Source organism: Rhodococcus sp. KBS0724 (assembly GCF_005938745.2).
In the GTDB taxonomy this organism is placed as follows: domain Bacteria; phylum Actinomycetota; class Actinomycetes; order Mycobacteriales; family Mycobacteriaceae; genus Rhodococcus_F.
Window position 1 is genome coordinate 5,056,024 of record NZ_VCBX02000001.1, and the last position, 26,166, is coordinate 5,082,189.

Sequence of the window (26,166 nt, forward strand, 5' to 3'; positions counted from 1 at the left end):
GGCGCTCATGACTGAATCTCGAGACCCGAAGGACGAGGATCCGGCCGACGCCGAGTCCGAACATGCTGCTACACAGGCGGCGCCGCGATTCGAGCCGGATTTCACCGCAGCCACTGCCCGTCCCGAACAGACGTCCGCCCAGTTGCGCGGCTCCGTTCCGTCCGCAGTATCGACGCCGACAGGTCGGTCCACTCGTTCCCGACGCTCGCGCTCGACTCGCAAACTCCGTCTGGGCGGCGGACTGGTCGAAGTTCCCCCGGTTCCCCACGTCGACCCGGCGTCGGCGGTCATGAGCGATGCGACGGTCCCCGAACGCAAACGTTTCTGTTGGAAGTGCGGAGAACCAGTGGGCCGCAAAGCGGCCGGTACGTCGGCACGTCAGAGCGGCGTGTGCCCCAAATGTGGTTCGACGTTCGACTTCCGCCCATTGCTCGAAGAAGGCGAACTGGTTTCCGGTCAATACGAGGTGCAGGGGCCGATAGCGCACGGCGGACTCGGCTGGATTTATCTTGCGATCGACCGCAATGTCAGCGACCGATGGGTAGTCCTGAAGGGACTCTTGCACTTCGGTGATTCCGAGGCTCAGGCCGTCGCGGTTGCGGAGCGTCAGTTCCTGGCAGAAGTAGCGCACCCCAGCATCGTCAAGATTTTCAACTTCGTCGAGCATCCTCGCCCCGACGGCACCCCCATGGGCTACATCGTCATGGAATACGTCGGTGGGCGATCGCTCCGAGAAGTGCTCGCCACGTTCCCCGACGGCCGGCACATGCCGATCGAGCAGGCGATCGGGTACATCCTGGAAATCCTTCCCGCCCTGAGTTATCTGCACTCCACCGGCCTGGCGTACAACGACCTCAAACCCGAGAACATCATGGTCACCGAGGACCAGTTGAAACTCATCGACCTCGGCGCCGTGTCGGGAATCGAGGATTACGGATACCTGTACGGCACAGCGGGTTACCAGGCTCCCGAGATCATCGAGACGGGGCCGACCGTGGCATCCGACATCTTCACCGTCGGCCGCACACTGGCCGTGCTCACACTCGACATGCCGTCCAAGCACGGTCGCTACATCGACGGGCTCCCCGATCCCGCCGACGAGCCGGTGCTGCGAGAGTACGAGTTCTTTCACCGTCTGCTCCTGCGTGCCACCGATCCGGATCCGAAGAAGCGATTCCAGTCTGCGGACGAGATCGGCGGCCAACTTGTCGGTGTCCTCCGCGAAGTGCTGGCTCAGCAGAGCGGGCAGGAAAACCCGGGGCTCTCCCTCGTATTCAGTAGACAGCGAACCTCTTTCGGTACCGATGATCTGGTTGCGCAGACCGACGTGTACGTCGACGGCATTTCCCGCGATACCGGACTCGATCCGGTCGAGGTTGCGCATGCGCTTCCCATCCCGTTGGTCGACCCCGCCGATCCGAGCGCGCCGTTGTTGGCCGCGGCCGTCCACAGTGAACCGTCCCAGACCCTCGACGCACTCCGCCGAGCCCGCGAAGGTGGAATCGATCGAGTTGCCTCGGCAACCGAGGTGGCGTTTTCCGGAGAGTTCAGACTGGCCGAAGCCAAAGCGCATCTGGATCTGGGTGACCCGGATGCCGCGCACACGATACTCGACGAGCTGCATTCCACCATCGGTGATCATTGGAAGATCGAGTGGTACCGCGGTCTGGTGGGGTTGCAGCAGAGCGCATTCGAATCGGCTTTCACCCATTTCGAATCGGTTCTTACGGCCCTGCCTGGCGAGCTTGCACCCAAACTTGCACTTGCGGCAACCGCCGAACTGGTACTGCAACAATGGGATTCCGAGGATCCCGATCAATGGTGTCGCTTCGCCAGTAAGTTCTACCGCACGGTATGGCGGACCGATCACAACTACGTCAGCGCGGCATTCGGTTTGGCTCGCCAACTCGCCGAACGCGGCGACACCGCTGCCGCTGTCACAGCGCTGGACGAAGTCCCCACCAGCTCACGCCATTACAACGTTGCCCGCATGACCAGCGTGCTGACGATGCTCTCCAGCACCGAGATTGCGAACCTCGACGAATCGACTCTCCGAGAAGCAGCCAGACGCGTCCGTGCCCTGCCGGCCGACGAGGGGCGCTGTCTACAGATGCGGACCCTGGTGCTGGGTACGGCACTGGACTGGATCAAGGCGGGAAACCGAGCCCACGACGAACTCGAACCGATCCTCGATCTGCCCTTCACCGAGCATGGTTTACGCACCGGCGCCGAACTGTGCCTACGGACCTTGGCCCGCACCACCGTCTCTCGAACGCATCGCTACGCGCTGGTCGACCTCGCGAACAGCGTTCGCCCGCACAGTAATTTCTAGAAGGCACCAGCGAATTTCCAGGTGGCACTAGCGCGCCGTCACGAACTCCTGGGCCGCTCGCGCGATGGCCAACTCCTCGTTGGTCGGAACAACCAGCACGGTCACCTCAGATTCCGCGCTGGAGATCCGACGCTCGTCGCGACTCTTCGCCTCGTTGAGTGCGGCGTCGACCTCGATGCCCAGGCGCCCGAGGCCGGCGAGGCTGTCGCGCCGGACGTCGATGTTGTTCTCACCCACTCCACCGGTGAAGGTGATGACGTCAACGCCGCCCAGTTGAACGATGAAGGCGCCGATGTACTTTCGCAGCATGTGAATGTAGACGTCGTACGCGAGTTTCGCGTGCTCGTCTCCGGCGGCGATCAGCTCGAGCAGCGCCCGGAAGTCGTTGACACCCGAGAGGCCCTTCAGTCCGGAGCGGCGGTTGAGAAGGTCGTCGATCTCGTCGACCTTCATGCCCGAGTTCCGGTTGAGGTGCAAGATGATGCCGGGGTCGATGTCTCCGCTGCGAGTTCCCATGACCAGGCCCTCTAGCGGGGTGAGACCCATCGTGGTGTCGATTGCCTTGCCACCCTTGATCGCCGACGCCGACGCGCCATTGCCCAGGTGCAGGACAATCTGATTCAGCTCCGCCGGATCCTTGCCGAGGAACTCCGCGACCCGGCCGGATACGTATTCGTGGGACGTGCCGTGGAATCCGTATCGCCGAATCTGGTTGGCTTCGGCAACGTCCCGGTCGATTGCGTACGTCGACGCGGCCGCGGGAAGAGTGTGGAAGAACGCGGTGTCGAACACGGCGACGTGCGGCACGTCGGGTAATTCTTCACGCGCCACCTCGATGCCGATCGCGTTTGCCGGATTGTGCAGTGGCGCAAGAGTCGAGAGATCGGCGATGGCCTTGACAACGGAATCGTCGATCAGCGTCGGCGCGTAGAAGACGTTCCCGCCGTGCACGACCCGGTGCCCGACAGCGATGACGCCGGCCTCGCTCAGCGGCCGCCCCACTTCGGCGACAATCTCGAGAACCATCTTCAGTCCGGCGCGATGGTCGGGAATGAACAGGTTGCGGTTCTCGGTTCCGGTGCGGTGGTTGTAGACGATATGACCGTCCGATTCACCGATGCGCTCGATGAGTCCGTGTGCCACCAACTCCGCCGTATCGGGGTGTACGAGTTGAAATTTGATGGACGAGGAACCGGAATTGATGACCAGTACGGTGCCGTCGCTCATGCTTGCGCTCCCTGCGCCTGAATGGCCGTGATAGCCACTGTGTTGACAATGTCCTGAACCAGCGCGCCGCGCGAGAGATCGTTGACGGGTTTGTTCAACCCCTGCAGAACAGGGCCGACGGCAATCGCCCCGGCACTGCGTTGCACTGCCTTGTATGTGTTGTTGCCCGTGTTGAGGTCGGGGAACACGAATACGGTGGCCTTACCTGCGACCAGGGAATCCGGCAATTTCTTGTCGGCCACGCTCTGCTCGACAGCGGCGTCATACTGAATGGGACCTTCCACCAACAAGTCCGGGCGTCGCTCGCGCACCAGAGCGGTTGCGGCCCGCACCTTGTCGACGTCGGCGCCGGAGCCCGAATCCCCGGTGGAGTACGAGAGCATCGCAATACGCGGATCGATACCGAACTGGCTCGCAGTCTGCGCGGACGAGATAGCGATGTCCGCCAACTGCTGTGCGCTGGGGTCCGGGACCACGGCGCAATCGCCGTACGCCAGCACCCGATCGGCCAGACACATCAGGAAAATGCTCGATACCGTCGACACACCCGGCGCCGTCTTGATGATCTCGAACGACGGCCGGATCGTGTGCGCGGTGGTGTGCGCGGCACCGGAGACCATACCGTCGGCAATTCCCAAGTGCACCATCATGGTTCCGAAGTACGAGATGTCCGCGATCACCTCGCGGGCCCGTTCGACCGTCATGCCCTTGTGGGCTCGAATCGCGGTGTACTCCTGCGCAAATCGTTCCGTGTACTCGGATTGCGCCGGAGCCAGGATGCGTGCTGCGCTGAGGTCGACGCCTAGTTCACCAGCCCGTCGGCGCACGCTCGCCTCGTCGCCGAGAATGGTGAGATCGGCAATCTGCCGCTGCAGAACTCGACCGGCGGCCCGCAGAATACGGTCGTCGCCACCTTCCGGCAGGACGATGTGCTTGCGGTCTTCGCGGGCGCGGTCGATCAGCTTGTACTCGAACATCTGCGGCGTCATGACCGACGGAATGGGTAGGGCCATCCGGCCCAACAGAGTTTCGGCGTCGACATGACGTTCCATCAGACTCAACGCGGTGTCGACCTTGCGCTGCGATCCGACGGCGACGCGGCCGCGCGTTTGCGCTGCGGCACTGGCGGTGTCGAACGTTCCGAGTGTTGTCGTCAGGATGGGCAGTCGCTGTTTGAGCCCGGCCATCAGGGCGGCGATCGCCGGATGCGGCGTAATTCCACCGTTCATGATGATGCCGGCCAAAGACGGAAACCCTTCTGCTTCATGTGCATTCATCAATGCCAGCAGAACGTCGGAGCGATCACCGGGGGCGATCACCACCATTCCCTCGGTGAGCCGCTCGAGAATATGTTCGGCGGTCATCCCGCCCACCATCACCTTCAGTGCTTCGCGGTGCAGCAATTCGGAATCACCCGAATAGAATTCGCCATTGGTGGCCTCCATCAACTCGGCCATCGTGGGCGAGATGAGGAGCGGAATCTCCGGCAGGCTCCACGTGGGAACACCCAGTCCGGACAACGCGGCGTTCACGTCGTCGAGTGTGGCGGGGTCACAGCGATTGGCAACCACGGCCAGCAGATGTGCGTGGTTCGAGGACAATTCGGATGCACACAGTTGGGCCAGCTGAACTATCTCCGCAGTGGTGCGGCGAGCGCCCCGCAGTGCCAACAACACCGGGGAACCCAGATTTGCGGCGATGCGGGCGTTGAAACCCAACTCGCTGGGACTCGCGATATCCGTGTAGTCGCTGCCGATGATCACGACGGCATCGCTGCGCTCGGCCACCTCGTGGTACTTCGCGACGATGTCCGCGAGCGCCGCCTCCGGGTCTTCGTGCACCTGCTCGTACGTGACGCCGAGAGCGTCCTCGTACGACAATTCCGCGGTGGTGTGCTCTAACAGCAATTCGAGGATGTAGTCGGTCTCCGCAGTCGACCGGGCGATGGGGCGGAAGACGCCGACGCGAGCGACCGTCGCGCACAACATCTGCATCACGCCCAATGCAATGGTGGACTTTCCGGTATCACCTTCGGGAGAAGCGATGTAGACACTCGACACGGGTGCAGGCGCGCTGGACATGCCCCACAGCCTAGTGTGGCCGTCCACGCAGCTTGCCCGAACGAGTGGTGACCATCACCGAGAATCAGGTCACCGGTGGCGCTGAGACAGACGAACGGTGCCTGCCACGCGGCGAGTGGCAGGCACCGTAAGGATGTTGTTGTCCGTCACCCCAGTGCGCGCAACCGCGGCGCCAGATCGCGCTCGAACAGTTCGAGGAAACGACGCTGATCATGGCCGGGTGCATGGAACACGAGGTGGTTCAGTCCGGCGTCGACGTAGGCCTTGACCTGTTCGACGGCGTCGTCGGGATCGGACGCGACGATCCAGCGCTTCGCGACCTGCTCGATGGGAAGGGCGTCGGCTGCTGCTTCCATTTCGATGGGATCTTCGATGCTGTGCTTCTGCTCGGGGGTGAGCGAGAGCGGCGCCCAGAAACGGGTGTTCTCGAGTGCAGCGTCCGGATCGGTGTCGTAGCTGATCTTGATCTCGATCATCTTGTCGATCTCGGCGACGTCGCGCTCTGCCTTGGCAGCGCCTTCTGCCACTGCCGGGAGCAGCTTCTCGGTGTAGAGATCCATGCCCTTGCCGGACGTGCAGATGAAACCGTCACCGGCGCGGCCGGCGTACCGTGCGACAACCGGACCACCCGCGGCGATGTACACGGGGATACCGCCTTCGGGGACGTCGTAGATCGACGCGCCACGAGTCGTGAAGTACTCGCCCTCGAAGTCGACGCGGTCACCGAGCCACAGCTCGCGCATCAACCGAACCGACTCGCGCAGCCGCGCAAAGCGTTCCTTGAACTCCGGCCATTCGCCCTGGAATCCGGTGGCGATCTCGTTGAGCGCCTCACCACTGCCCACACCGAGCATGATGCGTCCCGGGTACAGGCAACCCATGGTCGCAAATGCCTGCGCGATGACAGCCGGGTTGTAGCGGAATGTCGGAGTCATCACCGACGTGCCGATCTGTACGCGCTCGGTCCGCTCACCCACCGCCGTCATCCAGGCAAGGGAGAAGGGTGCGTGGCCACCGTTGTGTCGCCACGGCTGGAAATGATCACTGACCGCAACGGAATCCATGCCGTGCTGTTCGGCGAGAACTGCCAGCTCCACCAGCTCCCGAGGCCCGAACTGCTCCGCCGAGGCCTTGTATCCGAGCTTGAGCTCCTGCGCCACTGTGTGCTCCTCTTCGTCTTTGATGTCAATTCGACTTCTCTGCACACTATCCAGGCCGCCCGCGGACTTCTACGCGTGGATCAGCGGGCGAGGCTCGTGATGATCGTCGCCACGCCGGCCACAACCGAAACGGCGGCCAAGGCCAGGGCAAACAGCCAGAGCGCGTGCGGTTCCGGCATCGGGGCGCCGTCCTCGAGCGCTTTCTTCACCTGCAACCACCGACGCATCCCCACGAGTGCGGCCGCCGCTGCCAACATGATCAGGACAAGTCCGAGTGTGGTGCGCACCCACCCGGTGCTCCATTCGGGAACCAACTGCACTATCGCGATCCCACCGGCCAACAACGCCAACGAACTTCGCATCCACGCCAGAAAGGTTCGCTCGCTGGCGAGAGTAAATCGTTCGTCCGGTCGATTGGGGTCGGTCACAAGTGCTCCACTTCGTGGGTAACGACGATGTCCGGATCCTGGCGCCAGTCGTACACCACCGTCGTCCGCAGCACTATGTCCTGCAACGAGCGCCGACGCCGGTCGATTACCGCCCAGCCGAGGCCGAAGGCGAAGAGCACACACGAGATGGCCCGGAGAAGTGCCAGCGGCCAGCGTACGAGGCGATGCCCCGACGTGATGACGCGTAGCCCCATCACCACGTTGCCGACAGTTCGGCCGGTCGTCGCCCAACACGCCGTCAAGTACACGGTGGAGACCGTGATGAACGCCGAGGTGGACAGGAAAACCCCGGGCTGGGAGAAGGTGAACGTCTGCGGCGAGAACAGCAGTCGCACAAACGCCACGGCGAGGTATCCGCTGCCCATGAGAACAAGTACGACGCCCAGGTCGATTGCTCCGGCGATACCGCGAGTGACAATTCCGGCCGGGCCGGAATTCTGGGATACCGCCACTACTCCTGCCCCACGATCTTGTCGTTCTTGTCGCGTCCGAACAGTCGACCGACAAAATCCGCCACAGCGTCGTCCGCTTGCTTCCCCTGCACGCGAGCGCCCTGCACCGCTTCGGTGGACAACGACCCGGTGGACTCGCGGATGATCTGGGGCAGATCTACGCCCTCGATGACCTGGTCCGCGATCTTCACCAGATCGACTCGGTAGATCTGCCGTTCGATGTCCACCGAATCGACGATGCCGTCGAGATCTAGCCGATTGATTACTGCCTCGACATCCAATCGTCGCGCTATGTCGTCCACGTCGATGCGATCGATGATCGGCTCCAGCGACACTCGTTCGGCGATCCTGTCGACGTCGATGGTTTCGGCAATAGTGTCGAGGTCGACGTTGTCGATAACGATCTTCGTGATGTCGACTTCGTCCAGCGCCGCTGCTACCACTGCCTTGATCACCGTCCGCAACGTCGTGTCGGCAAACGCGGCGGTGGACGCGATTGCGTCGTTGCCGAGCGCACTCACCTGCCCAATCGCGTGATCCAGTTGTTCTCCGACAATCGGAATCCGCGGAACCGAGTCCAGCGCGGCCGTTGCCGTTCTGCGCGCGGTGGCCAGCGCGATCGACGCCAATCCGAAGCCCAGGCGTACAAGGTCGGGCGCCTGTCGATCCGGTTGTGCACCCACGAGACCGCCCTCCACCACTCACCCGGCTGAATAACGGACATTCGTTACTCTGCTTCGCATTGTGCCACTGTTGGTATACACAATTCGCCAGGACAAAGCTGCGACCGTGGGGAGACGTGATCGTGACGCGATTCGGGAAACACTTCGGTATCCATCTCACGATGGCGGCGGTGATGGTCGCAGGTTTTCTGAGCCTGACTGCGCCCACCGCGTCCGCGCAGTCCACGGTCACCAGATTCGACGTCTATTCACCGTCGATGGACCGGTGGATCAGCAACGACGTCATCTCCCCCGCCGGCGGCGGACCGGCTCCCACGTTCTACCTGCTGACCGGGGTCGGCGGTGGTGAAGACGGGATCTCGTGGTTCAACAACACCGGGGTTCGCGATTTCTTCGACGACAAGCACGTCAACGTGGTGATGCCGATCGGCGGCAAGTACAGCATGTACACCGACTGGAATGCCGACGACCCGGTGCTCGGCCGCAACAAGTGGCAGACGTACCTGACACAGGAACTCCCCGCAGCGGTGAACTCTCGCTACAACACGACCGGAGTGAACGCTCTCGGCGGCGTCTCGATGGCAGGGGGCCCGGTCCTGGACCTCGCTATTCAGGCGCCGGGGCTGTACCGCGCTGTCGGTTCGTACAGCGGTTGCCCCCGGACCGTCGACGGATTGGGACAGACGGCGGTTCGATCGATGGTGGAAGTTCTCGGACGCGGCAACGTCCACAACATGTGGGGCCGGCCGGGCGGACCGCAGTGGGCTGCGCACGACCCGCTGGTCAACGCCGAAAAGCTCCGCGGCACACAGCTCTTCATCGCCACGGGTAACGGTATCCCGGGACCGGTGGACGGAATCAACTCGATTCCGGCCATTGCCGGCGTCATTCCCGGGGGCGTGCTCGAGGGAATCACTCAACTGTGTACTGCTGCGCTGCAGGGACGGTTCGCACAGCTCGGCATACCTGCGACCTTCAGCTACCGCCCCGAGGGCACCCACACGTGGGGGCTCTTCGAAGCCGACATGCGCGCGTCCTGGCCGATGATCGCGGGGGCGATCGGAGCATAGAGGCTTGGCGCCGACTCAGGCCGCCAGCAAGGCGGGCAATCCCCACTCCCTTGCCAGCAGCTCGTACGAACGCAGACGGTCCTCGTGCCGATGAGTGACGCCGGTGATCACCAATTCGTCCGCACCGGTCAGCTTCTGCAGACTGTCGAGTCGGTCCGCAACAGTGCTGGGCGAGCCGACGAACTGCGTGATCAGCCGGTCCTCGACAACCGCGCGGTTCTTCTCCGACAACGGGAGTGCCGTCGCCGGATCCGGGTACGGAATTGCTCCGGCACCACTGCGGATACTGTGCGCCCAATGGCCGAACGTGGACGCCAACTCCCGTGCTGTTGCGTCGTCCTCCGCCGCGACAACATCGGCGGAGACCACGACGTACGGCTCCGCCAGCGTTTCCGACGGCTGGAAGGCCGCGCGGTAGGCCTCGACCGCATCGAGTGTGCTCGACGGCGCCACATGGTAATTCGCGCCGAACGGCAACCCGAGCTTTCCCGCGAGTTCGGCACTCGGTCCGGCGCTGCTGCCGAATACCCACACCTCGACGTCAGCGCCCTCGCCCGGACTTGCGTGCAATTCGATACCGTCACGGCTGCGATGAGTGCCGTTCAACAGGCCAAGGATGTCGTTGACGTGCTTCTCGAAGTCTGGTGCCTGCGCGCCGGGAAATGACAGCGCCTCGAACGACGCCTGCAGTCGCGGTGACGTGAGCAGTCCCGAAATATCGAAGGGTGCCGGGATCACCACCCCGTCACGCACCACGGTCTCCGTCGGTACATCGCCTAGCGCGGCCTTGCCGGCGGCAACGGCTTGCAGCGCTTCCACCCGGCGCTGGCCGCTACGACCGATACCCAGATCGATCCGGCCCGGGTACAACGCGTCGACGGTACCGAATGCCTCCACCACCGCTGCTGCCGTGTTGTTCCCCAGCAGCACGGCAGCGGAGCCGACGCGAATAGTGTTGGTGGCGGCCGCTATCAGCCCGATCAGTACCGCCGGAGACGAACTCGCCACACCGACAAAGTGGTGCTCGGCAACCCAATACCGCTTGTATCCCCAGGTTTCCGCGGACCGGGCGAGATCCAGCGAATTTCGCAACGCATCTCGCGCGGAACTACCCTCGCTGATCGGCGACAGATCCAGAACTGACAGCGGCACCGTCATGTCAGCGCCCTTCTGGAGTCTTCTCGCCGGACTCCACCGCGAACGGCAGACGATTCTCGGCGGGCGCTACCGGGCAGGTTGCATAGTCGGTGAAGGCGCACGGCAGATTCGACGCCCGGTTGAAGTCGAGGACAACCGCGCCGCCCGGAGCCGATGCGCCGATGTGGAGCGAACGTGCCGCCGGATAGGTCGACACTCCACTGGTCGCATCGGTGAACAGAATGTGGAACCCGTTGTCCTGGCCGGCAAACGCAATCAGCGTGTGTGGCTGACCGTCGTACTCGAAGTTGATGACTCCCCGCGCGTCGTGGTGGTGCTCGAGGCCCTCGACGACAGCGCCCGTCGTGACCGTGCGAGCCTCGGGATAGGCGCTGAACGTACCCTCGATCACCCACTCCGGCCGCGGCTCGAACGTCGGGATGCCGCGAAACTGCGCCAAGCCGGGTGCCGACGAATCACGAACCCGCAGAGCAACATTACCGGTACGGCGGATTACCTCGACCAGACGTGCCCCCTGCGTGACGACGAGTCCCGGCGCCCCTTCGGCCGGTTCGAGGGTGACCGAACCGTCCACAACAACGCCGCCGATCGACAGATCGTCCGCCGCCGTTGCCGTCACAACTACGGCATCGGCGTTTGCGCGCCACGCACCCGGTAGGTCCTCGAAAGTGGTATCGGTGTCCACCAACCAATGCAGGGCGGTCAGGCTCAGCCAGCCGAGCGGTTCGCTGAAAGTGGTGTCGCGCGAGGCATGCCAAGCATTCCAGTCGCTGACGAAGGTACTGGTAGCGGTGTCGGTTACGGTCATGATGCGCGGACTCCTTCAGCCTGCTCGTGTGGGTGGCGCAGCCCGAGGTGGCTACGCAGCGTTGTTCCTGTGTATTCGGTTCGGAAGCTGCCGCGGTCCTGCAGTTCCGGTACGACGGTGTCGATGAACTCGTCGAGTCCCGCGGGGGTGAGATGCGGGACGAGGATGAAACCGTCGCTCGCATCGCCCTGGACGTAGCTGTCGATCTCGGCGGCCACTTCGGCTGCGCTGCCCACAAATTGCTGGCGGGCAGTGACATCGATGATCAGTTCACGAATGCTGAGGTTCTCCGCTTCAGCTTTTGCTCGCCACTGATCGGCGACGGCGCGGGGATCCTTGACGTGGCGGACGCGTCCACGGGTGATGTTGACGTCGTCCGACGGATCTTCCTTCGGCAGCGGACCTTCGGCATCGTAGTTGGAAAGGTCTCGGCCCCATACCTGTTCGAGGAAGGCGATAGCGGTCTGCGGACCGACCTGCTGCCTCCGAATATGATACGCCTTCTCCTGTGCGTCAGCCGCGTTGTCGCCGAGGACAAAGGTGGCGGCGGGAAGAATTTTGAGGTCGGCGTGCGTCCGTCCGTACTTGGCGAGGCGGCCCTTGACGTCCGCATAGAAGGTCTTTCCGGCCTCGAGGGTTCCGTGGCCGGTGAAGATGGCGTCAGCTTTGGCCGCACCGAATTCTCGACCTTCGTCGGAATCACCGGCCTGCAGGAGAACTGGATGCCCCTGCGGGCTTCGGGGTACTTCGAATCGTCCGGAGATGTCGAATTGTTCTCCGGTATGGGAGAACTGGCCGACCTGCTGGTCGGTGGCAAAGATTCCACGTTCACGGTCGACGAGCGGGCGGGTGACACTCCAGCTGTCCCACAGTGTCCGCACCGCATCGACCAATTCGTTGGCGCGCGCGTATCGCTGTGAGTGCTCCAGATATCCACCGCGGCGGAAGTTCTCACCGGTGAAGGCGTCCGACGAGGTGACCAGATTCCAGGCTGCTCGACCGTCCGAGAGGTGATCGAGCGTGGAGAACTGTTTTGCCAACTCGTAGGGTTCGTTGAACGTGGTGTTGATCGTTCCGGCCAGGCCGAGATGTGTTGTCACACCGGCAATCGCATTGAGAATGCTGAAGGTGTCCGGGCGGCCGACCACGTCGAGGTCGTGGATCTTGCCCTGGTGTTCGCGCAGCCGCAGTCCTTCGGCGAGGAAGAAGAAGTCGAACAATCCGCGTTCGGCGCTGCGTGCAAGATGCTCGAACGAGCTGAACTCGATCTGACTCTTCGAGGCCGGATCGGCCCAGACGGTGGTGTTGTTCACGCCGGGAAAGTGAGCGCCCAGATGAACTTGCTTACGAATCTTGTTCTGTGTCATCGAAATTCCTGTTCTTCTCTGGCCGGCTACGCAAACTGGTTGACGGGTAACTCGAACCCCAACCGCTCTCGCAGGGTCGGAGCGAGGTTCGGGCGCGGATTGAAAGCCGGCAACACGGTGGTGACGATCTTCTGGACACCGGATGCCAATGCCAGGGGCCGCAGTACTACTCCGTCCAGCCCGGCCGAACCGCTGATCTCGCGAAGCAGCGTGGTCAACCCAGCGGCGTCGCCGCGATAGAACACCGAATGCAGCGTGTATGGAACTCCTGCCCACTCTTCGAGTTCGGCGAGCGCGTCGTCGGCCGCCGCGCGATCGGCACCGAGCAGGACGTCCACGTCGAGCAGAACGCGCACGGTGCGGCCGATCCTTGCAGCGTGCTCGTGGACCAGGCGGGCTGTTGCCTGTGCCTCACTCAGGTCGGCAGCGGAGATTCGGATGAGATCGGCACGCTCGGTTGCCAGCTCGCGTGCCTCGGGTCGACTCGCGTCCACCACGATCAGGGGTTGCCCTTGCGGCGAACGCGGTGTGATGGACGGCCCCTTGACCGAGAAGTTCTTGCCTTCGAAATCTATGTAGTGCAGCTTGTCCCGGTCGATGAAACGGCCGGTCGGCACATCTCTGATCTCGGCGTCGTCCTCCCAGCTGTCCCACAATCTGCTGACGACCGTGACGGCCTCCGATGCTTCCTCCCACAGGGACGGCGCACTCTGAACGGCCTTCCGGCCGAACAGCGCGCTCGCCTCGTCGGTATCCGACACCGCCACCTGCCAGCCCGCCCGGCCCGAGGAGGAGAAGTCGATGCTCGCGATCGCCTTCGAGATGTGGAACGGCTCGGTGTGAGTGACAGTCGCGGTGGGAACCAACCCGATCCGTGATGTCACCGCGCTCAATCGGGCTGCTGTTGCAACTGCTTCCAGACGGCCACGCGTTGCATGCTGTCCCTGGGTCTGCAGGGCAAACGAATCCGGGAAGAAGGCAAGGTCTACGCCTGCCCGATCGGCCGCGGTCACCAGATCCACCCAGTACGACGAGGTGAACACTTCTTCGGCCCGCGAATCCTGACGGCGCCACGAATGGGGATGCACACCGGTACCCGCGAATTCGAGGCCGATGAGAAATGCTGCGGAATTATGCTCGGACATGTTCGGCCTTTCCTGCTGCGTGGTCCCGCCCGGGGATGGCACCGAGCAGCGTTCGGGTGTAGTCGTGGCGGGGATTGTCGAATATCTCCGTGGTGGTGCCGATTTCGACCAGCTGACCGGATTGCATGACGCCGACGATGTCGCTGATCTGCCGCACTACCGCCAGATCGTGTGAGATGAAGAGGTAGGTCAATCCGAGTTCGCGCTGCAAATCGTCGAGGAGCGCGAGGATCTGCGCTTGCACCGAGACGTCGAGTGCGGATACCGGTTCGTCGAGTACGAGCAGATCCGGCTTCAGCGCGAGTGCACGTGCGATTGCTACTCGCTGCCGCTGCCCACCGGACAGTTCGGCGGGCTTGCGGCTACTGAATTGCCCGGGCAGAGCGACCTGATCGAGTAGTTCCGCGGCGCGGGCCTGCTGTTCGATTCGACTGCCTACCTTGAAGGCTCGCAACGGCTCCGCCACGATGTCGACTATCGAAAGCTTGGGGTCGAGAGACGCGTACGGGTTCTGGTAGACAAGCTGGATCTTGCGGCGCAGTTCACGGAGATCACTGCCCTTGACCCGCGTGATGTCCCGGCCGTCGAAGGTGATGGTGCCGGCATCCGCCTGTTCGAATCGCACGGCAATGCGCGCGGTCGTGGACTTACCGGAACCGGACTCCCCCACCAGAGACACCGTCTGACCACGCGGTACGGTCAGCGAGACATCGTTCACCGCGGTGATCGAACTCCCGCGGCCCACGTTGAAGCGCTTGGTGATTCCGGACAGCGTCAGTAGCGGCGTCGTATCCTGACGAACGGGGCGATCGACCGGTCCCGAAGAAAGGCTCGGCGCCGCGCTCAGCAACTTCCTCGTGTACTCGTGTTGTGGATTTTCCAAAATCTCTGCGGTACGGCCGGATTCCACAATTCGGCCACCCTGCATCACCAAAATCCGATCTGCGCGGTCCGCCGCCACACCCAGGTCATGTGTGATGAGGAGAACCGCGGACCCGGATTCGGCAATCCGCTCGTCCAAGTGGTCGAGGATTCGTCGTTGCACTGTGACGTCCAGGGCACTGGTGGGCTCGTCGGCAATGATCAGTGCCGGGTTTGCCACCAGCGCGATACCGATCAGAACTCGTTGCCGCATACCGCCGGAGAGCGCGTGCGGGTACTGCCGTGCCCGGATCTCCGGGCGATCGATTCCCGCGCGTTCGAGAACCTCGATGGCGTCCAACCGCGCTTTCCGCCGGTCGGCCAGGCCGTGAATGCGAAGTACTTCCGCAACCTGATCCCCGATCCGGGTCACCGGGTTGAGCGACGTGGTGGGGTCCTGCGGCACCAAACCGATACGCGCGCCGCGGATTTTCTGCCACGCCCGATCCGAGTACTCGTCGATACGTTCGCCCTCGAACTCGACGCCGCCTCCGGTGACGTGGCCGCTACCCGAGAGAAGCCCGAGAATGGCGTGAGCTGTGGTGGACTTTCCGGATCCTGATTCACCCACCACCGCAACAACTTCACCGCGGCCGACTGTGAAGCTCACGCCGGTGACGGCAGGAGTGTCTCCGTAGGAGATCTGCAGATCGGTGACGGAAAGCAACTGATCCTCAGTGGTACTCATCGCCGGTTGCTCCTTTCGATTTCGTGACCGATGCGATGCGCCGAGATGACGACGGCAACAATCGCCAGGCCGGGAAGTGTTGTCATCCACCAGGCATTAGCGAGGTAGTTCCGTCCCTCGGACACCAGCGATCCCCATTCCGGGGTGGGTGGTACCGCTCCGAAGCCCAGGAAACTCAACGCGGACACCGCAAGTACTGCCTGACCGAACTCGACTGCCGAGAGTGCAATCACGGGGGCGTAGGAGTTGGGCAGGATATGCCGGCGCAGAACCCCGAGCCACTGCACTCCCGATCCGAAAGCCGCCTCGACGTACTGGGCACTGCGCACTCGCATCACCTCCGCACGCATCACGCGGGCAAAGTTTGCAACCATTGCCACACCGACAGCGATCGCGACGTTGATGGTGCCGAAACCGAGTGCCGTGACCAGTGCCAGTGACAACAGCAAAGCGGGAATCGAGAGCAGAACGTCGACGATGCGCATCAGCACTGCGTCGACCACGCCACCGACAAATCCTGCAATCAGCCCGATCAACGATCCGACGACCAGCGCAATCCCCACGGCAACCAGCGTCGCCGTCAAGGACAACGCGGCGCCGTGCACGAACCGGGTGTAGAGGTCTCGCCCCAGATTGTCGGTTCCGAACCAGTGCGCCAGGCTCGGTCCCTGCAGTTTGTCCGCGGGGACGCCGGACAGCGGGTCGCCGCTGGCAAACACACCAGGCGCCACGGCAAAACCGATGGCCAGCAACACGATCAGCACCGGAATCACCAGACCCGGCTTGCGGATCAAGCTGATCACAGTGGACTTGCGGCCCGGAGCGACCGGTGTCTTCTCGTCGACGCTCGGATCGAGGAGCAGGGGTTCGATCAGTGTGTCAGACATGTGTCGGCTCCAGATCGGTCGAGCTTTCAGGGTTTGATTTCTCGGTGTTTGATTTCTCGGCGACGGTCTTCTTCGCCTGGATGATGCGTGGATCGATCAGCGGGTAGAAGAGGTCCACCGCAAGGTTGACGAGCACGAACACCAGGGAGGCGAACACGACAACACCCTGAACCACCGGGATGTCCTGCGCCATCACCGAAGTCTGTGTCAAACGGCCGACGCCGGCGCGGGAGAACACCGTCTCGACAACCACCGAACCGGCGAGCAATGTTCCGACCAGCACGCCGGCGATGGTGAATGCCGGGATGCTCGCGAGTCGCAACGCGTGACGGGTGTGAACCCGCCAACGGCTTGCCCCTTTTGCGTACGCGGTCTCGGCATGCGGTGAACGCAGCGTCGACTGCAGGCTGGTCGTGAGCACCTGAGCGATCACGGCACCGGTCGGTATGGCCAAGGTGATTGCCGGGAGAATCACTGTCGCGAAGCCCTTGTCACCGAACGCCGGGAAGATGTGCAACCGGAACGAGAAGAGCTGCAGGAGAATCAGTCCCACCCAGAAGGTAGGCACGGCCACTCCGAGTGGCGGCAGCGAGAACAGCAGATTCGCGAGCCATCGCTTGCGGGTGTACGTCGCGAAGAAGGCAATCGTCACACCGAACAAGACGGCGAGAACCAGCCCGGTGACGGCCAGTACCAGCGTGCTCGGCAAGGCCGAGAAGATCGCATCGGTGACCGATTGACCGGTCGCGATCGACGTACCGAAATCGCCGCGAAGTGCATTCGTCAGCGACGTCCAGTACTGCACCCACACCGACTGGTCCAAGCCGTATCGTGCCCGAAGCTGATCGAGCGCAGCTTGATCCACGGCAACACCCTGCCCCGACGATTCTGCCGCCATGCTGACCGGGTCACTGGGCAACAGAAAGAGAATCACGAACGAGATGGTGAAGGCCGCCCAGAGGACCAGCGCGGCTTGGCCCAGTCGGGTGAGTACGTATCGAGTCATGATTACTTACCCGACAACCATGCGTCGTAGAACTGCAGACGTGAGGAGGCCTCGAAGTTCAGGTCCTGCACCGACGCTCCGGCTCCCACTGCCTGCGAAAGTTCGATGGTCGGAATCGACAGTCCACGGTCGATGATCAGTTCCTGCGCTTCACTGACCAATTCACCACGCGCAGCGGAGTCGGTTGTTGCCAACTGCTCCGTCAGGACCTTGTCGAGCTCCGGATCAGCAGCACGCTTGTTGAGATTTCGGCCCTCGACACCGAAGGTGGTCCGGAGGATATCCGCATCCGCGCGGGTGGCGTTGTAGTAGACGGCGTCGTAATCGCCCGAGTTCTGCTTCTCGGTCAGTTCCCCGTTGGACAGGAGGTTGAGTTTGAGATCGACACCCACCTTCTTGAGCTGCTGCTGAACCAGCTCGAGGATTGCCTGGTTGCCGGCGAACACCGGACTGAAGGAAATCGCGAAAGTCAGCTTCTGGCCGTCCTTCTCACGTATTCCGTCGGAGCCGGTCTTCCATCCCGCCGCGTCGAGCAGCTTTCCGGCTTTGTCCGCGTCGTAGGTCACGACTCCGGACTGATCTGCGTAGAGCGGCGTGGTGTGCGCCAGCGGGCTCGTCGCGGGGAAGAAACTCGGATCCAGCACCGTGTCGACGAGTTCCTGCCGGTTGATGGCGGGGATGATCGCTTGTCGGACAGCCTGATCTGCGAGAACTCCGCGACTGACGTTGGGCTGGAAGAAGAACACGATTCCGGGATTCGGACGAGTCAAGACCCGCCCGCCTGCGGCTTCGATCTGGGGAGCGTCCTGCGTCAACGCGTCACTGACCGCGTCGAGCTGGCCGGAAGCAACGCTGCCGGCCCGAACTCCGGACTCCGGAACGACGGTGAAGTCGACGCCGTCGAGGTATGCCTCACCCTGGTGCGCGGTTGCGTCCGACGCCCAGTTGTACCCGGTTCGCTTCTTGATCGAGACCGAGCGATCCTGCTGCCAATCGGAGTAGACAAACGGACCGGAACCGATCACGGCGTCACCGGCGCAACGCTGCTCCGACGGCCGCGCCGTGGTGGAATCCGCCAGTATTCCGAGCTGCGGCGTCGAAGTTGCCTGCAGGAACTGCACATTGGGTCCCGAGAAGTTCACCTTTGCGGTGTGCTCGTCGATAACGTCGGTGCCGGTGTAGGTGGACAGATAACTCTTCGCCAGTGCGGCGTTGGGGCCCAGATCCTTGACGACATCGAAGTTCTTCTTGATCGAAGCCGCGGTGACCGGGGTGCCGTCGCTGAAGGTGACGTCGTCGCGCAGATTGAATGTGAAGCTTGCGGCGTCGGGGCTGATGCCCCAGCTCTTGGCGAGCCACGGCGTGATCTCGCCGGTCTCCACATTCTGGTCCGTCAGCGAATCCACCACGCTGCGAGTGACATAGACGGTCTGATTCGTGCCGGCCTGGGCCGGGTCTGCGCAGGTAGGCGCCGTGGAAAGTCCGTAGCGGAGGGTTCCGCCCGATTGGGCGGGACCGGCGTCTGCACTGGTGTCACCGCTACTGGTGCTGCAACCGGCAAGTACGGTGCCGAGGACCGAAATAGCGCCGATACCGGCGACGACGGTGACGCGTGAGCGTGCACCGATTGAGCGTGAAGACACCGAGAACTCCTAATGAGACATGCGGAAAAGCGCGCTCGTCACCACCGGACAACGGGGCAACCAAGCACGAATCAGCTACGAAGAGAATAGAAAACAGGCTTACCCACGTACGGGAGCCTCGAGATACTGACCAGGGTCAAACTACGATGCGAACATCGCTGCCATGGTCAGTGAGTACAGAATGATCCTGCTGTACGGCACAGGTCTACGTGACGACGCGACCACGCGGTATCGAAACCGCCTTCAACTGCCTTCATTACTGCATTCCTCCATCGATCCTGGCGGTAGCACCCTCACGCGATGACGCGAAGGGTTGCTGCGACTTCATTGAGCCAGGTCTCTCTGTCGCTCGAGATGGTCGTTCGCAAGTCTACGAGATGATCGCGAATTGTCAACTTGCTCAGTAGGAATTGCAGCGTACGCCACATTTTCGGGAACTCCCCCGCATTCATGCCGACACTCTCAGCATTCATGCCGACACTCTCCGGTCGTAGTCATGCCCAACGTGCAGCTTCTTTTCGAATGGGTGAATTCCCACCTCGAGTGGCGCAAGCGTGGTGTCGTACAGCGGCGTATATCCACACGAGCGGTACAGGGCAACCGCTTCGGGTTGACGGGGACCGGTCGTGAGAAATACCCGCCGATAGCCCCGCGCTGCGATCTCGGTCTCCAGTTCCCGGACGACGACCTTTCCGAGACCACGCTGACGGAAGGAGGCCGACGTCCAGATCCGCTTGAGTTCGGCAGTATCGGAATCGAATTGGCGGAACGCACCGCCCGCGATCGGTTGATCCCCGAGAGTCAGAACCAGCAATGCACCATGTGGAGGCGCAAACTCCTCTGCCGGATACGTTGTCAGATCGTCGAACACCTCGTCACGAGTGCCGCCGTATCGCGAGCTGTACTCCACTGCCAATTCCTCGATGAGCGGAGCAGCCAGCGGATCGTCCTGCAACACCGACCGCACCTCTACGCCGCCGATTCCCGCAATCTCGATTGTCATGGGAAACGCACCCCCAATCGGAATTCCTGCGGTGACAGCGCCTTTCCTTCCACCAGATCGGCCACCAACTCGCCGAGCGCCGGCCCGAATTTGAATCCGTGCCCGGAAAATCCTGCGGCGACAGTGACGGCGCCAACCCGGTCGATTACAAAATTGCTGTCGGGGGTACTGGTGTACAGGCAGGTCAGGGACTCGACCTGCGTCGAATCGACACCGGGCAACCAGGCCTCGGCGTACTCGACCAGACGCTGCTCGCCGTCGGCATCAGGGATGTAGCTGCGAGTCTGCGGAGTCACTTCCGGCCCCGTCGCATGCTCGCCGATCTTGATTCCGTCCTCTGACCCGAGTCCGTAGATTCCGGCGGTACTCAGCTCCGCACCGGGATGATGAACAAAACTCGGCCACGGCGTTCCCGGATCCAATGGCGCGAAGTGTGCCGGTTGTTCCTGCGTCGTACGCAAGGTCGGCAACACGACCTGCCCGCCGAGTTCACTTCGATCGATCAATTCAGCAGTCCAGGCGCCGGCTGCAACAACAACGTGCTGAGCTCTCAGAGTCCCGGTGTCCGTGATCACGTCGACGCCGTACGACGCCTCCGCGATTGTCAGCACGCGAGTGCCGTGGCGTACGTCGGCTCCCGCGAATCGTGAACCCGCTTCGAGCGCTACGACGGCGCGATCCGCATGTAGCCTGCCCGCATCGGGGTGATGCAGGACTGTCGTGTCGAATCGCAATCCAGGCCAGCGATCGGATGCCTCAGCGGGAGTGAGGATCTCACCCTTGATGCCCGCTTCGGTGAGCACCCGAGCCTTGGTGACCACGGCCTGCGGCAGGCCGTGATCGATGGCACCCGTCAACTCCAGGAAACCGATGTCCGTCGTGGTTTCCAGCTCCCGCCACAGCGGGAGAGCCGACGCCGCCAACCCCGTGTACAGGTGATTGTCGTACGCCTGTCGGTAGATCCGGGAAGTACCGTGCGACGCGCCGTGCTTGTGCCCTGGCGCGTACTGCTCGAGTTGGACGACGCGACGTCCGCGGGCGGCGAGCCGCCAGGCCGCTGAGGACCCGACCAGTCCGCCGCCGATGACGATTACATCGAGAATTTCACTCATCGACGCTGGCTCACTTGGTCTTCGGGAGTCCGGGCGGGTTGATCAGGGAGGTGTCGACGGCTTCGCCGGTGATGTTCCACCGCTCGAGAATCTGCTGGTACGTACCGTTCTCGATCGCGTGGTTGATGGCGTCGTTGATTGCCTTGATCAGTCCGTTGTCCTTCTTCACCAACACGGCGATCTGCCCCTGCAAGGCGTCACCGGCTCCGGAGAACTCACCGACGACTTCGGTTTCGCCCGACTGCTTGGCGTGGAACTGCGACGACGGGTTCGGTCCGAAGTAGGCGTCGATCCGGCCGGACTGCAGCGGCAAGTAGTAGTCGGTGGTGTTCTGATAGTAGGAGATGTCGGTGGGGGCCAGGCCGGCGGCGACGTTCTGCTCGTTCCACTTGACCAGCAGCGCTTCCTGATTGGTGCCGGATCCCACCGCGATCTTCAGCCCGGCAATATCCTTGGGCTCCTTGATGGAAACCCCAGCGCCCTTCTTGGCTTCGAACGCGAGAGTGTCGAGTCGGTAGGTGGCGAAGTCGTACTTCTCCTTGCGTTCTTCCGTCACAGTCACATTGGAGATGAACGCGTCGGCTTCCCCGGAGTCGATCCGGACGAAGTTCTGTGCCCAGTCGGCCGTCTGCAGGTCCACCTTCAATCCGAGAACGTCGCCGATCAGGTAAGCGAAGTCGGTTTCGGAGCCGATGAGCGTCGTGTCGTCGTCGGCGTAGAAGCGAAGCGGCGGAGCGGAACCGGCGCTGCCGGTAACTCGCAGCGTGCCACGGTCGCGGATTTCTCGAGGCACCTCCGCAGCGATGGAATCCACCTTGTCGGTGGTAATGCGATTCTGCTCCGCGGTGAGGTTGTAGCCCGCGGCGGCGGTGACCTGGCTACCGTCGGACTCGGCGTCCGCGCTGCTGCAGGCTGCGCTGAGCAGTCCGACTGTGGCAAGAGCCGAGATCAGGAAAGTAGCGCGACGGGATCGGGAAAACATCAGTGTGTGCCTTTCGGAAATGTATCTGTGACGCGTCAGAGAACGCGGGAGAGAAAAGCTTTGGTCCGTTCGTGGACCGGGTTGTCGATCACTTGCGACGGTGGGCCCTGCTCGACGATGACTCCGCCGTCCATGAAGACTGCGGTGTCCGCCACCTCCCGAGCGAATCCGACCTCGTGCGTGACGATCACCAATGTGGCGCCGTCGCGGGCAAGCTGGGCAAGAACTTCGAGGACTTCACCGACCAATTCGGGATCGAGCGCCGAGGTCGGTTCGTCGAAGAGAATGACAGCCGGACGCAGTGCCAATGCCCTGGCAATGGCGACACGTTGCTGCTGACCACCGGAGAGTTGACGGGGATACTCGTCTGCCTTGTCCCCCACGCCCACTCGCTCGAGAAGCGCACGAGCCTCGCGGTACACGTCGTCGCGGTCGCGCTTCTGGGCCGACAGCGGTGCTTCCACCACGTTTTCGAGCGCCGTGAGATGCGGAAACAGATTGAAGTTCTGGAACACGAAACCGATGTTCGAGCGCTGCTTCAGGATCTCGCGGTCACGCAGCTCGTGAAGCCGATTTCCCTTGCGCCGGTAGCCGATCAACTCTCCGTCGATCCGCACCGTGCCGCGATCGACCTTCTCGAGATGATTGAGTGTGCGCAGCAAGGTGGACTTGCCGGAACCCGACGGCCCGAGAATCACGGTGACCTCCCCCTTGCGAACCAGGAGATCAACGCCGGCAAGCACTTCCAGAGCGCCGAACGACTTGTGGATACCGCGCGCTTCGACGGCGTACAGCGTCTCGTCGGTCAGTTCTGCGGTCATCGGGATGCACCTCTCGGAATGTCGAGACGCGCGTCGCGGATCTCTTCGAACTTCTTGCGCACCTTCTGCACCGGAGTCAGCGGGAGAGCACGGGCGGACCCTCGTGCGTAGTGCCTCTCGACGTAGTACTGGCCGATCGAGAGCAGCGTCGTGAGGATGATGTACCAGATGGTGGCGACCATCAGAAGGGGGACCACTCGTCCGTTGCGTCCGAAGATTACCTGCACCTGGTAGAACAGCTCGGCGATCGCCATGGTGGAAACGATGGAGGTTCCCTTGAAGAGTCCGATGACCTCGTTGGCTGCATTGGGAAGAATTGCCCGCATCGCTTGCGGGAGAACGATCTTGAAGAACTGACGGCTGCGCGGGATACCGAGCGAGTGCGCGGCTTCGATCTGACCGTGATCCACCGAGATAATTCCGGAACGGATGATCTCTGCCGAATATGCAGCCTGATGCAACGCCAAACCGATGACGGCCGCGGTGAATCCACCGATCACGCCACTGACCTGGAACGTGAAGAACTCAGGGCCGAAAGGTATTCCGAGCGAAAGTGTTTGATACAGGTACGTGATGTTGAACCAGAAGAGCAACTGCACGATGAGCGGAATCGAGCGGAACGCCCAGATATAGGTCCAGGCGATGACCTGCAGGACCGGATTCTTCGACAACCGACCGAGCGCCAGGAACACGCCGAGTCCGAACCCGAGTATCGTCCCCCACAGTGTCAGCTTGATCGTCATCCACAATGCGGCAAGTACCGATTTCGCGGTGAAGTACTGAGCGAAGGTCGGCCAGTCCCAGCCCGGATTGACGACGAGCCCGTGAATGAACTGGGCAAGCAGTACCAGAACGATCGCGCTGATCACCCAACGAAGCGGGTGCCAGGTGCGGGCAACAACAAGCTCGGAGTCGGGAAGTTCCGGCTCGGCCACCCGCTTTTCCGGGCGGATCTCGGTGGGCGCGCTCACGGCGCACTGCCAGACGGAGTAGACATCACAAAATAGGCCTTTCGGAAAATGGGAATGCTGCGCGACGACTTTCGAGTGCAGCGAACTTTCGAGTGCCGAGAAGTTCGGTCAGCGACAGTGACACGACGCTGTACGACGCAGGTCGATGTGACGTCGACGGTGCGGTGCGTACGCGTTCGAACCGGCGCACGGAGCGGTACCGGCGCAGCGAGTGATACTCATGTGATGCCTTCCATCGGTCCTGGCAGAAAGCACCCGCTCCCGATTACTCGGGGGGTTGCTGCGACGTCGACGAGCCAGGTCTCTCGGTCGCTCGAGATGGTGAGCAAATACTAGACGCAGAATCCCTAGTCGTCAAATGTTGTATTTCCCTGCGCGGCAAGGGAAATAGCGTCAATCCCGCGTTGAAATCAGGCTGAATTCAACCCTCCCGAAACGGGCAGATGACGTGTTGAATGGATAAGCCATATCCACTGCCCCCGAGCCACCGAGCACCCCCGAATCACCCTGCAGTACCGTCTGCGGAGTGAGCGGACTGGACGCATTTTTTATTCTCGTGGCAGGCATCGGAGCCGGGGCCATCAACGCCGTGGTGGGCAGTGGAACCCTGATCACCTTCCCCACTCTCGTAGCTTTCGGCATGCCTCCGGTCACCGCGACGATGTCCAACGCCGTTGGCCTTGTTGCCGGCGGAGTTTCCGGCACCTGGGGTTACCGACGCGAATTGTCGGGGCAATGGGACCGGCTTCGGTGGCAGATTCCGGCGTCACTCGCCGGCGCCCTGCTCGGCTCGTGGTTGCTGATGCACCTACCCGAGAAATTGTTCGAGACGATAGTTCCGGTATTGCTGATCCTGGCGCTCGCTCTCGTCGTTCTCCAGCCACGCATCCAGGCCTGGGCGAAAAAACGCTCCACCGAAGAGACGACGTTGTCGACCACGAGGTTGATGCTCCTGACCGCAGGCACGTTTGCCGTCGGTATCTACGGCGGCTATTTCACCGCCGCGCAGGGCATCCTCCTGATCGGTGTGATGGGTGCCATTCTTCCCGAAACCCTGCAGCGAATGAACGGAGCGAAGAACCTCCTCTCGCTGCTCGTCAACATCGTCGCCGCGGCAATGTACATCACCTTGGCCTTCGACCAGATCAATTGGGCAGCAGCCGGTTTGATCGCAGTCGGCTCGCTCGGCGGAGGTGTGCTCGGAGCCCGCTACGGACGACGCCTGTCTCCCACTGCGCTGCGGTACACGATTGTCGTCGTCGGCCTGATCGGGCTGTGGCGTCTTCTCGCTTGACCGCCCACCTCGGACGCGGTTCCCACATACTTGAGACATGACCACAACCGCGAATGAATCCCAGTGGACCTACCTCATGGACATGGACGGAGTCCTCGTTCACGAAGAACACTTGGTGCTGGGAGCGGACACGTTCCTCGCCGAACTGGCATCGAACAACATCCCGTACATGGTGCTGACCAACAACTCGATCAGAACTCCGCGAGACTTGCGTGCACGCCTACTCAACTCCGGCCTCGACATCCCCGAGAAGTCCATTTGGACCTCAGCTCTGGCGACTGCCACCTTCCTCGCCAATCAGCGACCAGGTGGCAGCGCATACGTGGTCGGCGAATCAGGCCTGACCACGGCGCTGCACGACATCGGGTACGTCCTGACGGACAGCGATCCCGACTACGTCGTCCTGGGCGAAACCCGTACATACTCGTTCGAGGCCATCACCACTGCCATCAGGTTGGTCGAGCGTGGTTCGCGGTTCATTGCCACCAACCCCGACGCCACCGGACCGTCACGGGATGGCTCCCTGCCTGCCACCGGTTCCGTAGCCGCCTTGATCACCAAAGCCACGGGGCGCGACCCGTACTACGTCGGCAAGCCGAATGCCCTCATGATGCGATCGGCCTTGCGGTCCATCGGCGCCCATTCCGCCAATACGTTGATGATCGGCGACCGCATGGACACCGACATCGTGTGCGGCCTGGAGGCCGGCTTGCAGACCATCCTCGTGATGACCGGGATCTCGACACCGGCGTCCGTGGAGCTGTATCCGTACCGCCCCACCATCGTTCTGGAATCCGTCGCCGCACTTGTCGGAAATACGACGGATCCTTTTCGTAACAATAAGTAAAGACAATTAGGACATATCGCCTATATAGAACGAGTAGTTAACCAGACGAATGAATACTG

General features: G+C 62.4%; 24 protein-coding genes and 1 riboswitch. Of the genes, 4 read left to right on the forward strand and 20 right to left on the reverse strand.

Annotation, left to right across the window (positions count from 1 at the left end):
* The first annotated feature begins 7 nt into the window (after window positions 1-7).
* Window positions 8-2,332, forward strand: a complete 2,325-nt coding sequence (locus tag FFI94_RS23325) for a serine/threonine-protein kinase (RefSeq protein ID WP_138869900.1) — start codon at window positions 8-10, stop codon at window positions 2,330-2,332.
* 27 nt (window positions 2,333-2,359) lie between these two features.
* On the opposite strand, the gene FFI94_RS23330 is transcribed toward FFI94_RS23325, so the two are convergent.
* The 6 genes from FFI94_RS23330 to FFI94_RS23355 all read right to left on the reverse strand — a co-directional run bounded on the left by FFI94_RS23330 (window position 2,360) and on the right by FFI94_RS23355 (window position 8,384).
* Window positions 2,360-3,559, reverse strand: coding sequence for an acetate kinase (locus tag FFI94_RS23330; protein WP_138869901.1), 1,200 nt, complete (start codon window positions 3,557-3,559; stop codon window positions 2,360-2,362).
* Entirely contained in the window at window positions 3,556-5,640 is a 2,085-nt protein-coding gene (gene pta / locus FFI94_RS23335; RefSeq protein ID WP_138869902.1) for a phosphate acetyltransferase, read from the reverse strand. Before pta ends, FFI94_RS23330 begins: the two co-directional genes overlap by 4 nt.
* A 146-nt stretch (window positions 5,641-5,786) precedes the next feature.
* Window positions 5,787-6,800 (reverse strand): glucose-6-phosphate dehydrogenase (coenzyme-F420), encoded by a 1,014-nt coding sequence (gene fgd / locus FFI94_RS23340; protein ID WP_138869903.1) that lies wholly within the window; start codon window positions 6,798-6,800, stop codon window positions 5,787-5,789.
* 80 nt (window positions 6,801-6,880) lie between these two features.
* Complete coding sequence (locus FFI94_RS23345; protein WP_138869904.1) at window positions 6,881-7,228, reverse strand: YidH family protein; 348 nt, start codon at window positions 7,226-7,228, stop codon at window positions 6,881-6,883.
* Window positions 7,225-7,701 (reverse strand): RDD family protein, encoded by a 477-nt coding sequence (locus tag FFI94_RS23350; RefSeq protein ID WP_138869905.1) that lies wholly within the window; start codon window positions 7,699-7,701, stop codon window positions 7,225-7,227. The genes FFI94_RS23345 and FFI94_RS23350 overlap by 4 nt, the downstream gene beginning before the upstream one ends.
* The gene (locus FFI94_RS23355) at window positions 7,701-8,384 is read right to left on the reverse strand and encodes a hypothetical protein (protein WP_138869906.1); all 684 of its coding nucleotides are present in this window, start codon (window positions 8,382-8,384) and stop codon (window positions 7,701-7,703) included. The genes FFI94_RS23350 and FFI94_RS23355 overlap by 1 nt, the downstream gene beginning before the upstream one ends.
* A gap of 161 nt (window positions 8,385-8,545) precedes the next feature.
* On the opposite strand from FFI94_RS23355, the gene FFI94_RS23360 reads away from it, so the two are divergent.
* Window positions 8,546-9,454 (forward strand): alpha/beta hydrolase family protein, encoded by a 909-nt coding sequence (locus tag FFI94_RS23360; protein ID WP_138873357.1) that lies wholly within the window; start codon window positions 8,546-8,548, stop codon window positions 9,452-9,454.
* A 15-nt stretch (window positions 9,455-9,469) separates the two neighbouring features.
* Here the strand turns inward: FFI94_RS23360 and FFI94_RS23365 are convergent, their stop codons facing one another.
* The 14 genes from FFI94_RS23365 to FFI94_RS23425 form a co-directional block, all read right to left on the reverse strand.
* Window positions 9,470-10,612, reverse strand: coding sequence for an LLM class flavin-dependent oxidoreductase (locus FFI94_RS23365; RefSeq protein ID WP_138869907.1), 1,143 nt, complete (start codon window positions 10,610-10,612; stop codon window positions 9,470-9,472).
* A 1-nt stretch (window position 10,613) separates the two neighbouring features.
* Window positions 10,614-11,420, reverse strand: a complete 807-nt coding sequence (locus FFI94_RS23370) for a DUF1684 domain-containing protein (RefSeq protein ID WP_138869908.1) — start codon at window positions 11,418-11,420, stop codon at window positions 10,614-10,616.
* Entirely contained in the window at window positions 11,417-12,787 is a 1,371-nt protein-coding gene (locus FFI94_RS23375) for an NtaA/DmoA family FMN-dependent monooxygenase (RefSeq protein WP_138869909.1), read from the reverse strand. The genes FFI94_RS23370 and FFI94_RS23375 overlap by 4 nt, the downstream gene beginning before the upstream one ends.
* Window positions 12,788-12,813: 26 nt before the next feature.
* Window positions 12,814-13,932, reverse strand: a complete 1,119-nt coding sequence (locus FFI94_RS23380) for an LLM class flavin-dependent oxidoreductase (protein ID WP_138869910.1) — start codon at window positions 13,930-13,932, stop codon at window positions 12,814-12,816.
* A complete protein-coding gene (locus tag FFI94_RS23385; RefSeq protein WP_138869911.1) occupies window positions 13,919-15,541 on the reverse strand; it encodes an ABC transporter ATP-binding protein in 1,623 nt (540 codons plus the stop codon). The genes FFI94_RS23380 and FFI94_RS23385 overlap by 14 nt, the downstream gene beginning before the upstream one ends.
* Window positions 15,538-16,428 carry an ABC transporter permease gene (locus FFI94_RS23390; RefSeq protein ID WP_138869912.1) on the reverse strand — a complete coding sequence of 297 codons (891 nt, stop codon included), beginning with the start codon at window positions 16,426-16,428 and terminating at the stop codon, window positions 15,538-15,540. Before FFI94_RS23390 ends, FFI94_RS23385 begins: the two co-directional genes overlap by 4 nt.
* Window positions 16,421-17,434, reverse strand: a complete 1,014-nt coding sequence (locus tag FFI94_RS23395) for an ABC transporter permease (RefSeq protein WP_138869913.1) — start codon at window positions 17,432-17,434, stop codon at window positions 16,421-16,423. Before FFI94_RS23395 ends, FFI94_RS23390 begins: the two co-directional genes overlap by 8 nt.
* A gap of 2 nt (window positions 17,435-17,436) precedes the next feature.
* The gene (locus FFI94_RS23400; protein WP_138869914.1) at window positions 17,437-19,077 is read right to left on the reverse strand and encodes an ABC transporter substrate-binding protein; all 1,641 of its coding nucleotides are present in this window, start codon (window positions 19,075-19,077) and stop codon (window positions 17,437-17,439) included.
* 167 nt (window positions 19,078-19,244) lie between these two features.
* On the reverse strand, window positions 19,245-19,334 hold the full coding sequence (locus tag FFI94_RS34795) for a putative leader peptide (protein ID WP_317823110.1): 90 nt from the start codon (window positions 19,332-19,334) through the stop codon (window positions 19,245-19,247).
* Window positions 19,335-19,343: 9 nt separating this feature from the next.
* A riboswitch (SAM riboswitch) is annotated at window positions 19,344-19,438 on the reverse strand.
* A 108-nt stretch (window positions 19,439-19,546) separates the two neighbouring features.
* Window positions 19,547-20,080 carry a GNAT family N-acetyltransferase gene (locus FFI94_RS23405; protein ID WP_138869915.1) on the reverse strand — a complete coding sequence of 178 codons (534 nt, stop codon included), beginning with the start codon at window positions 20,078-20,080 and terminating at the stop codon, window positions 19,547-19,549.
* On the reverse strand, window positions 20,077-21,192 hold the full coding sequence (locus FFI94_RS23410) for an FAD-dependent oxidoreductase (RefSeq protein ID WP_138869916.1): 1,116 nt from the start codon (window positions 21,190-21,192) through the stop codon (window positions 20,077-20,079). Before FFI94_RS23410 ends, FFI94_RS23405 begins: the two co-directional genes overlap by 4 nt.
* 10 nt (window positions 21,193-21,202) lie before the next feature.
* The gene (locus FFI94_RS23415) at window positions 21,203-22,174 is read right to left on the reverse strand and encodes an ABC transporter substrate-binding protein (RefSeq protein ID WP_138869917.1); all 972 of its coding nucleotides are present in this window, start codon (window positions 22,172-22,174) and stop codon (window positions 21,203-21,205) included.
* Between the two features lie 35 nt (window positions 22,175-22,209).
* Window positions 22,210-22,995 carry an amino acid ABC transporter ATP-binding protein gene (locus tag FFI94_RS23420; RefSeq protein WP_138869918.1) on the reverse strand — a complete coding sequence of 262 codons (786 nt, stop codon included), beginning with the start codon at window positions 22,993-22,995 and terminating at the stop codon, window positions 22,210-22,212.
* The gene (locus tag FFI94_RS23425; protein ID WP_138869919.1) at window positions 22,992-23,966 is read right to left on the reverse strand and encodes an amino acid ABC transporter permease; all 975 of its coding nucleotides are present in this window, start codon (window positions 23,964-23,966) and stop codon (window positions 22,992-22,994) included. The genes FFI94_RS23420 and FFI94_RS23425 overlap by 4 nt, the downstream gene beginning before the upstream one ends.
* Window positions 23,967-24,492: 526 nt before the next feature.
* On the opposite strand from FFI94_RS23425, the gene FFI94_RS23430 reads away from it, so the two are divergent.
* The gene (locus tag FFI94_RS23430; protein WP_138869920.1) at window positions 24,493-25,260 is read left to right on the forward strand and encodes a sulfite exporter TauE/SafE family protein; all 768 of its coding nucleotides are present in this window, start codon (window positions 24,493-24,495) and stop codon (window positions 25,258-25,260) included.
* Window positions 25,261-25,297: 37 nt separating this feature from the next.
* Entirely contained in the window at window positions 25,298-26,107 is an 810-nt protein-coding gene (locus tag FFI94_RS23435; RefSeq protein WP_138869921.1) for an HAD-IIA family hydrolase, read from the forward strand.
* The last annotated feature ends 59 nt before the right edge of the window (window positions 26,108-26,166 follow it).

Coding starts and splice junctions, on each gene's coding strand:
- FFI94_RS23360 (WP_138873357.1), top strand. CDS start 8,546: ATGGCGGCGGTGATGGTCGCAGGTTTTCTGAGCCTGACTGCGCCCACC.
- FFI94_RS23410 (WP_138869916.1), bottom strand. CDS start 21,192: ATGAGTGAAATTCTCGATGTAATCGTCATCGGCGGCGGACTGGTCGGG.
- FFI94_RS23395 (WP_138869913.1), bottom strand. CDS start 17,434: ATGACTCGATACGTACTCACCCGACTGGGCCAAGCCGCGCTGGTCCTC.
- FFI94_RS23390 (WP_138869912.1), bottom strand. CDS start 16,428: ATGTCTGACACACTGATCGAACCCCTGCTCCTCGATCCGAGCGTCGAC.
- FFI94_RS23420 (WP_138869918.1), bottom strand. CDS start 22,995: ATGACCGCAGAACTGACCGACGAGACGCTGTACGCCGTCGAAGCGCGC.
- FFI94_RS34795 (WP_317823110.1), bottom strand. CDS start 19,334: ATGAAGGCAGTTGAAGGCGGTTTCGATACCGCGTGGTCGCGTCGTCAC.
- FFI94_RS23380 (WP_138869910.1), bottom strand. CDS start 13,932: ATGTCCGAGCATAATTCCGCAGCATTTCTCATCGGCCTCGAATTCGCG.
- FFI94_RS23385 (WP_138869911.1), bottom strand. CDS start 15,541: ATGAGTACCACTGAGGATCAGTTGCTTTCCGTCACCGATCTGCAGATC.
- FFI94_RS23365 (WP_138869907.1), bottom strand. CDS start 10,612: ATGACGGTGCCGCTGTCAGTTCTGGATCTGTCGCCGATCAGCGAGGGT.
- FFI94_RS23330 (WP_138869901.1), bottom strand. CDS start 3,559: ATGAGCGACGGCACCGTACTGGTCATCAATTCCGGTTCCTCGTCCATC.
- FFI94_RS23415 (WP_138869917.1), bottom strand. CDS start 22,174: ATGTTTTCCCGATCCCGTCGCGCTACTTTCCTGATCTCGGCTCTTGCC.
- FFI94_RS23435 (WP_138869921.1), top strand. CDS start 25,298: ATGACCACAACCGCGAATGAATCCCAGTGGACCTACCTCATGGACATG.
- FFI94_RS23370 (WP_138869908.1), bottom strand. CDS start 11,420: ATGACCGTAACCGACACCGCTACCAGTACCTTCGTCAGCGACTGGAAT.
- FFI94_RS23405 (WP_138869915.1), bottom strand. CDS start 20,080: ATGACAATCGAGATTGCGGGAATCGGCGGCGTAGAGGTGCGGTCGGTG.
- pta (WP_138869902.1), bottom strand. CDS start 5,640: ATGTCCAGCGCGCCTGCACCCGTGTCGAGTGTCTACATCGCTTCTCCC.
- FFI94_RS23375 (WP_138869909.1), bottom strand. CDS start 12,787: ATGACACAGAACAAGATTCGTAAGCAAGTTCATCTGGGCGCTCACTTT.
- FFI94_RS23325 (WP_138869900.1), top strand. CDS start 8: ATGACTGAATCTCGAGACCCGAAGGACGAGGATCCGGCCGACGCCGAG.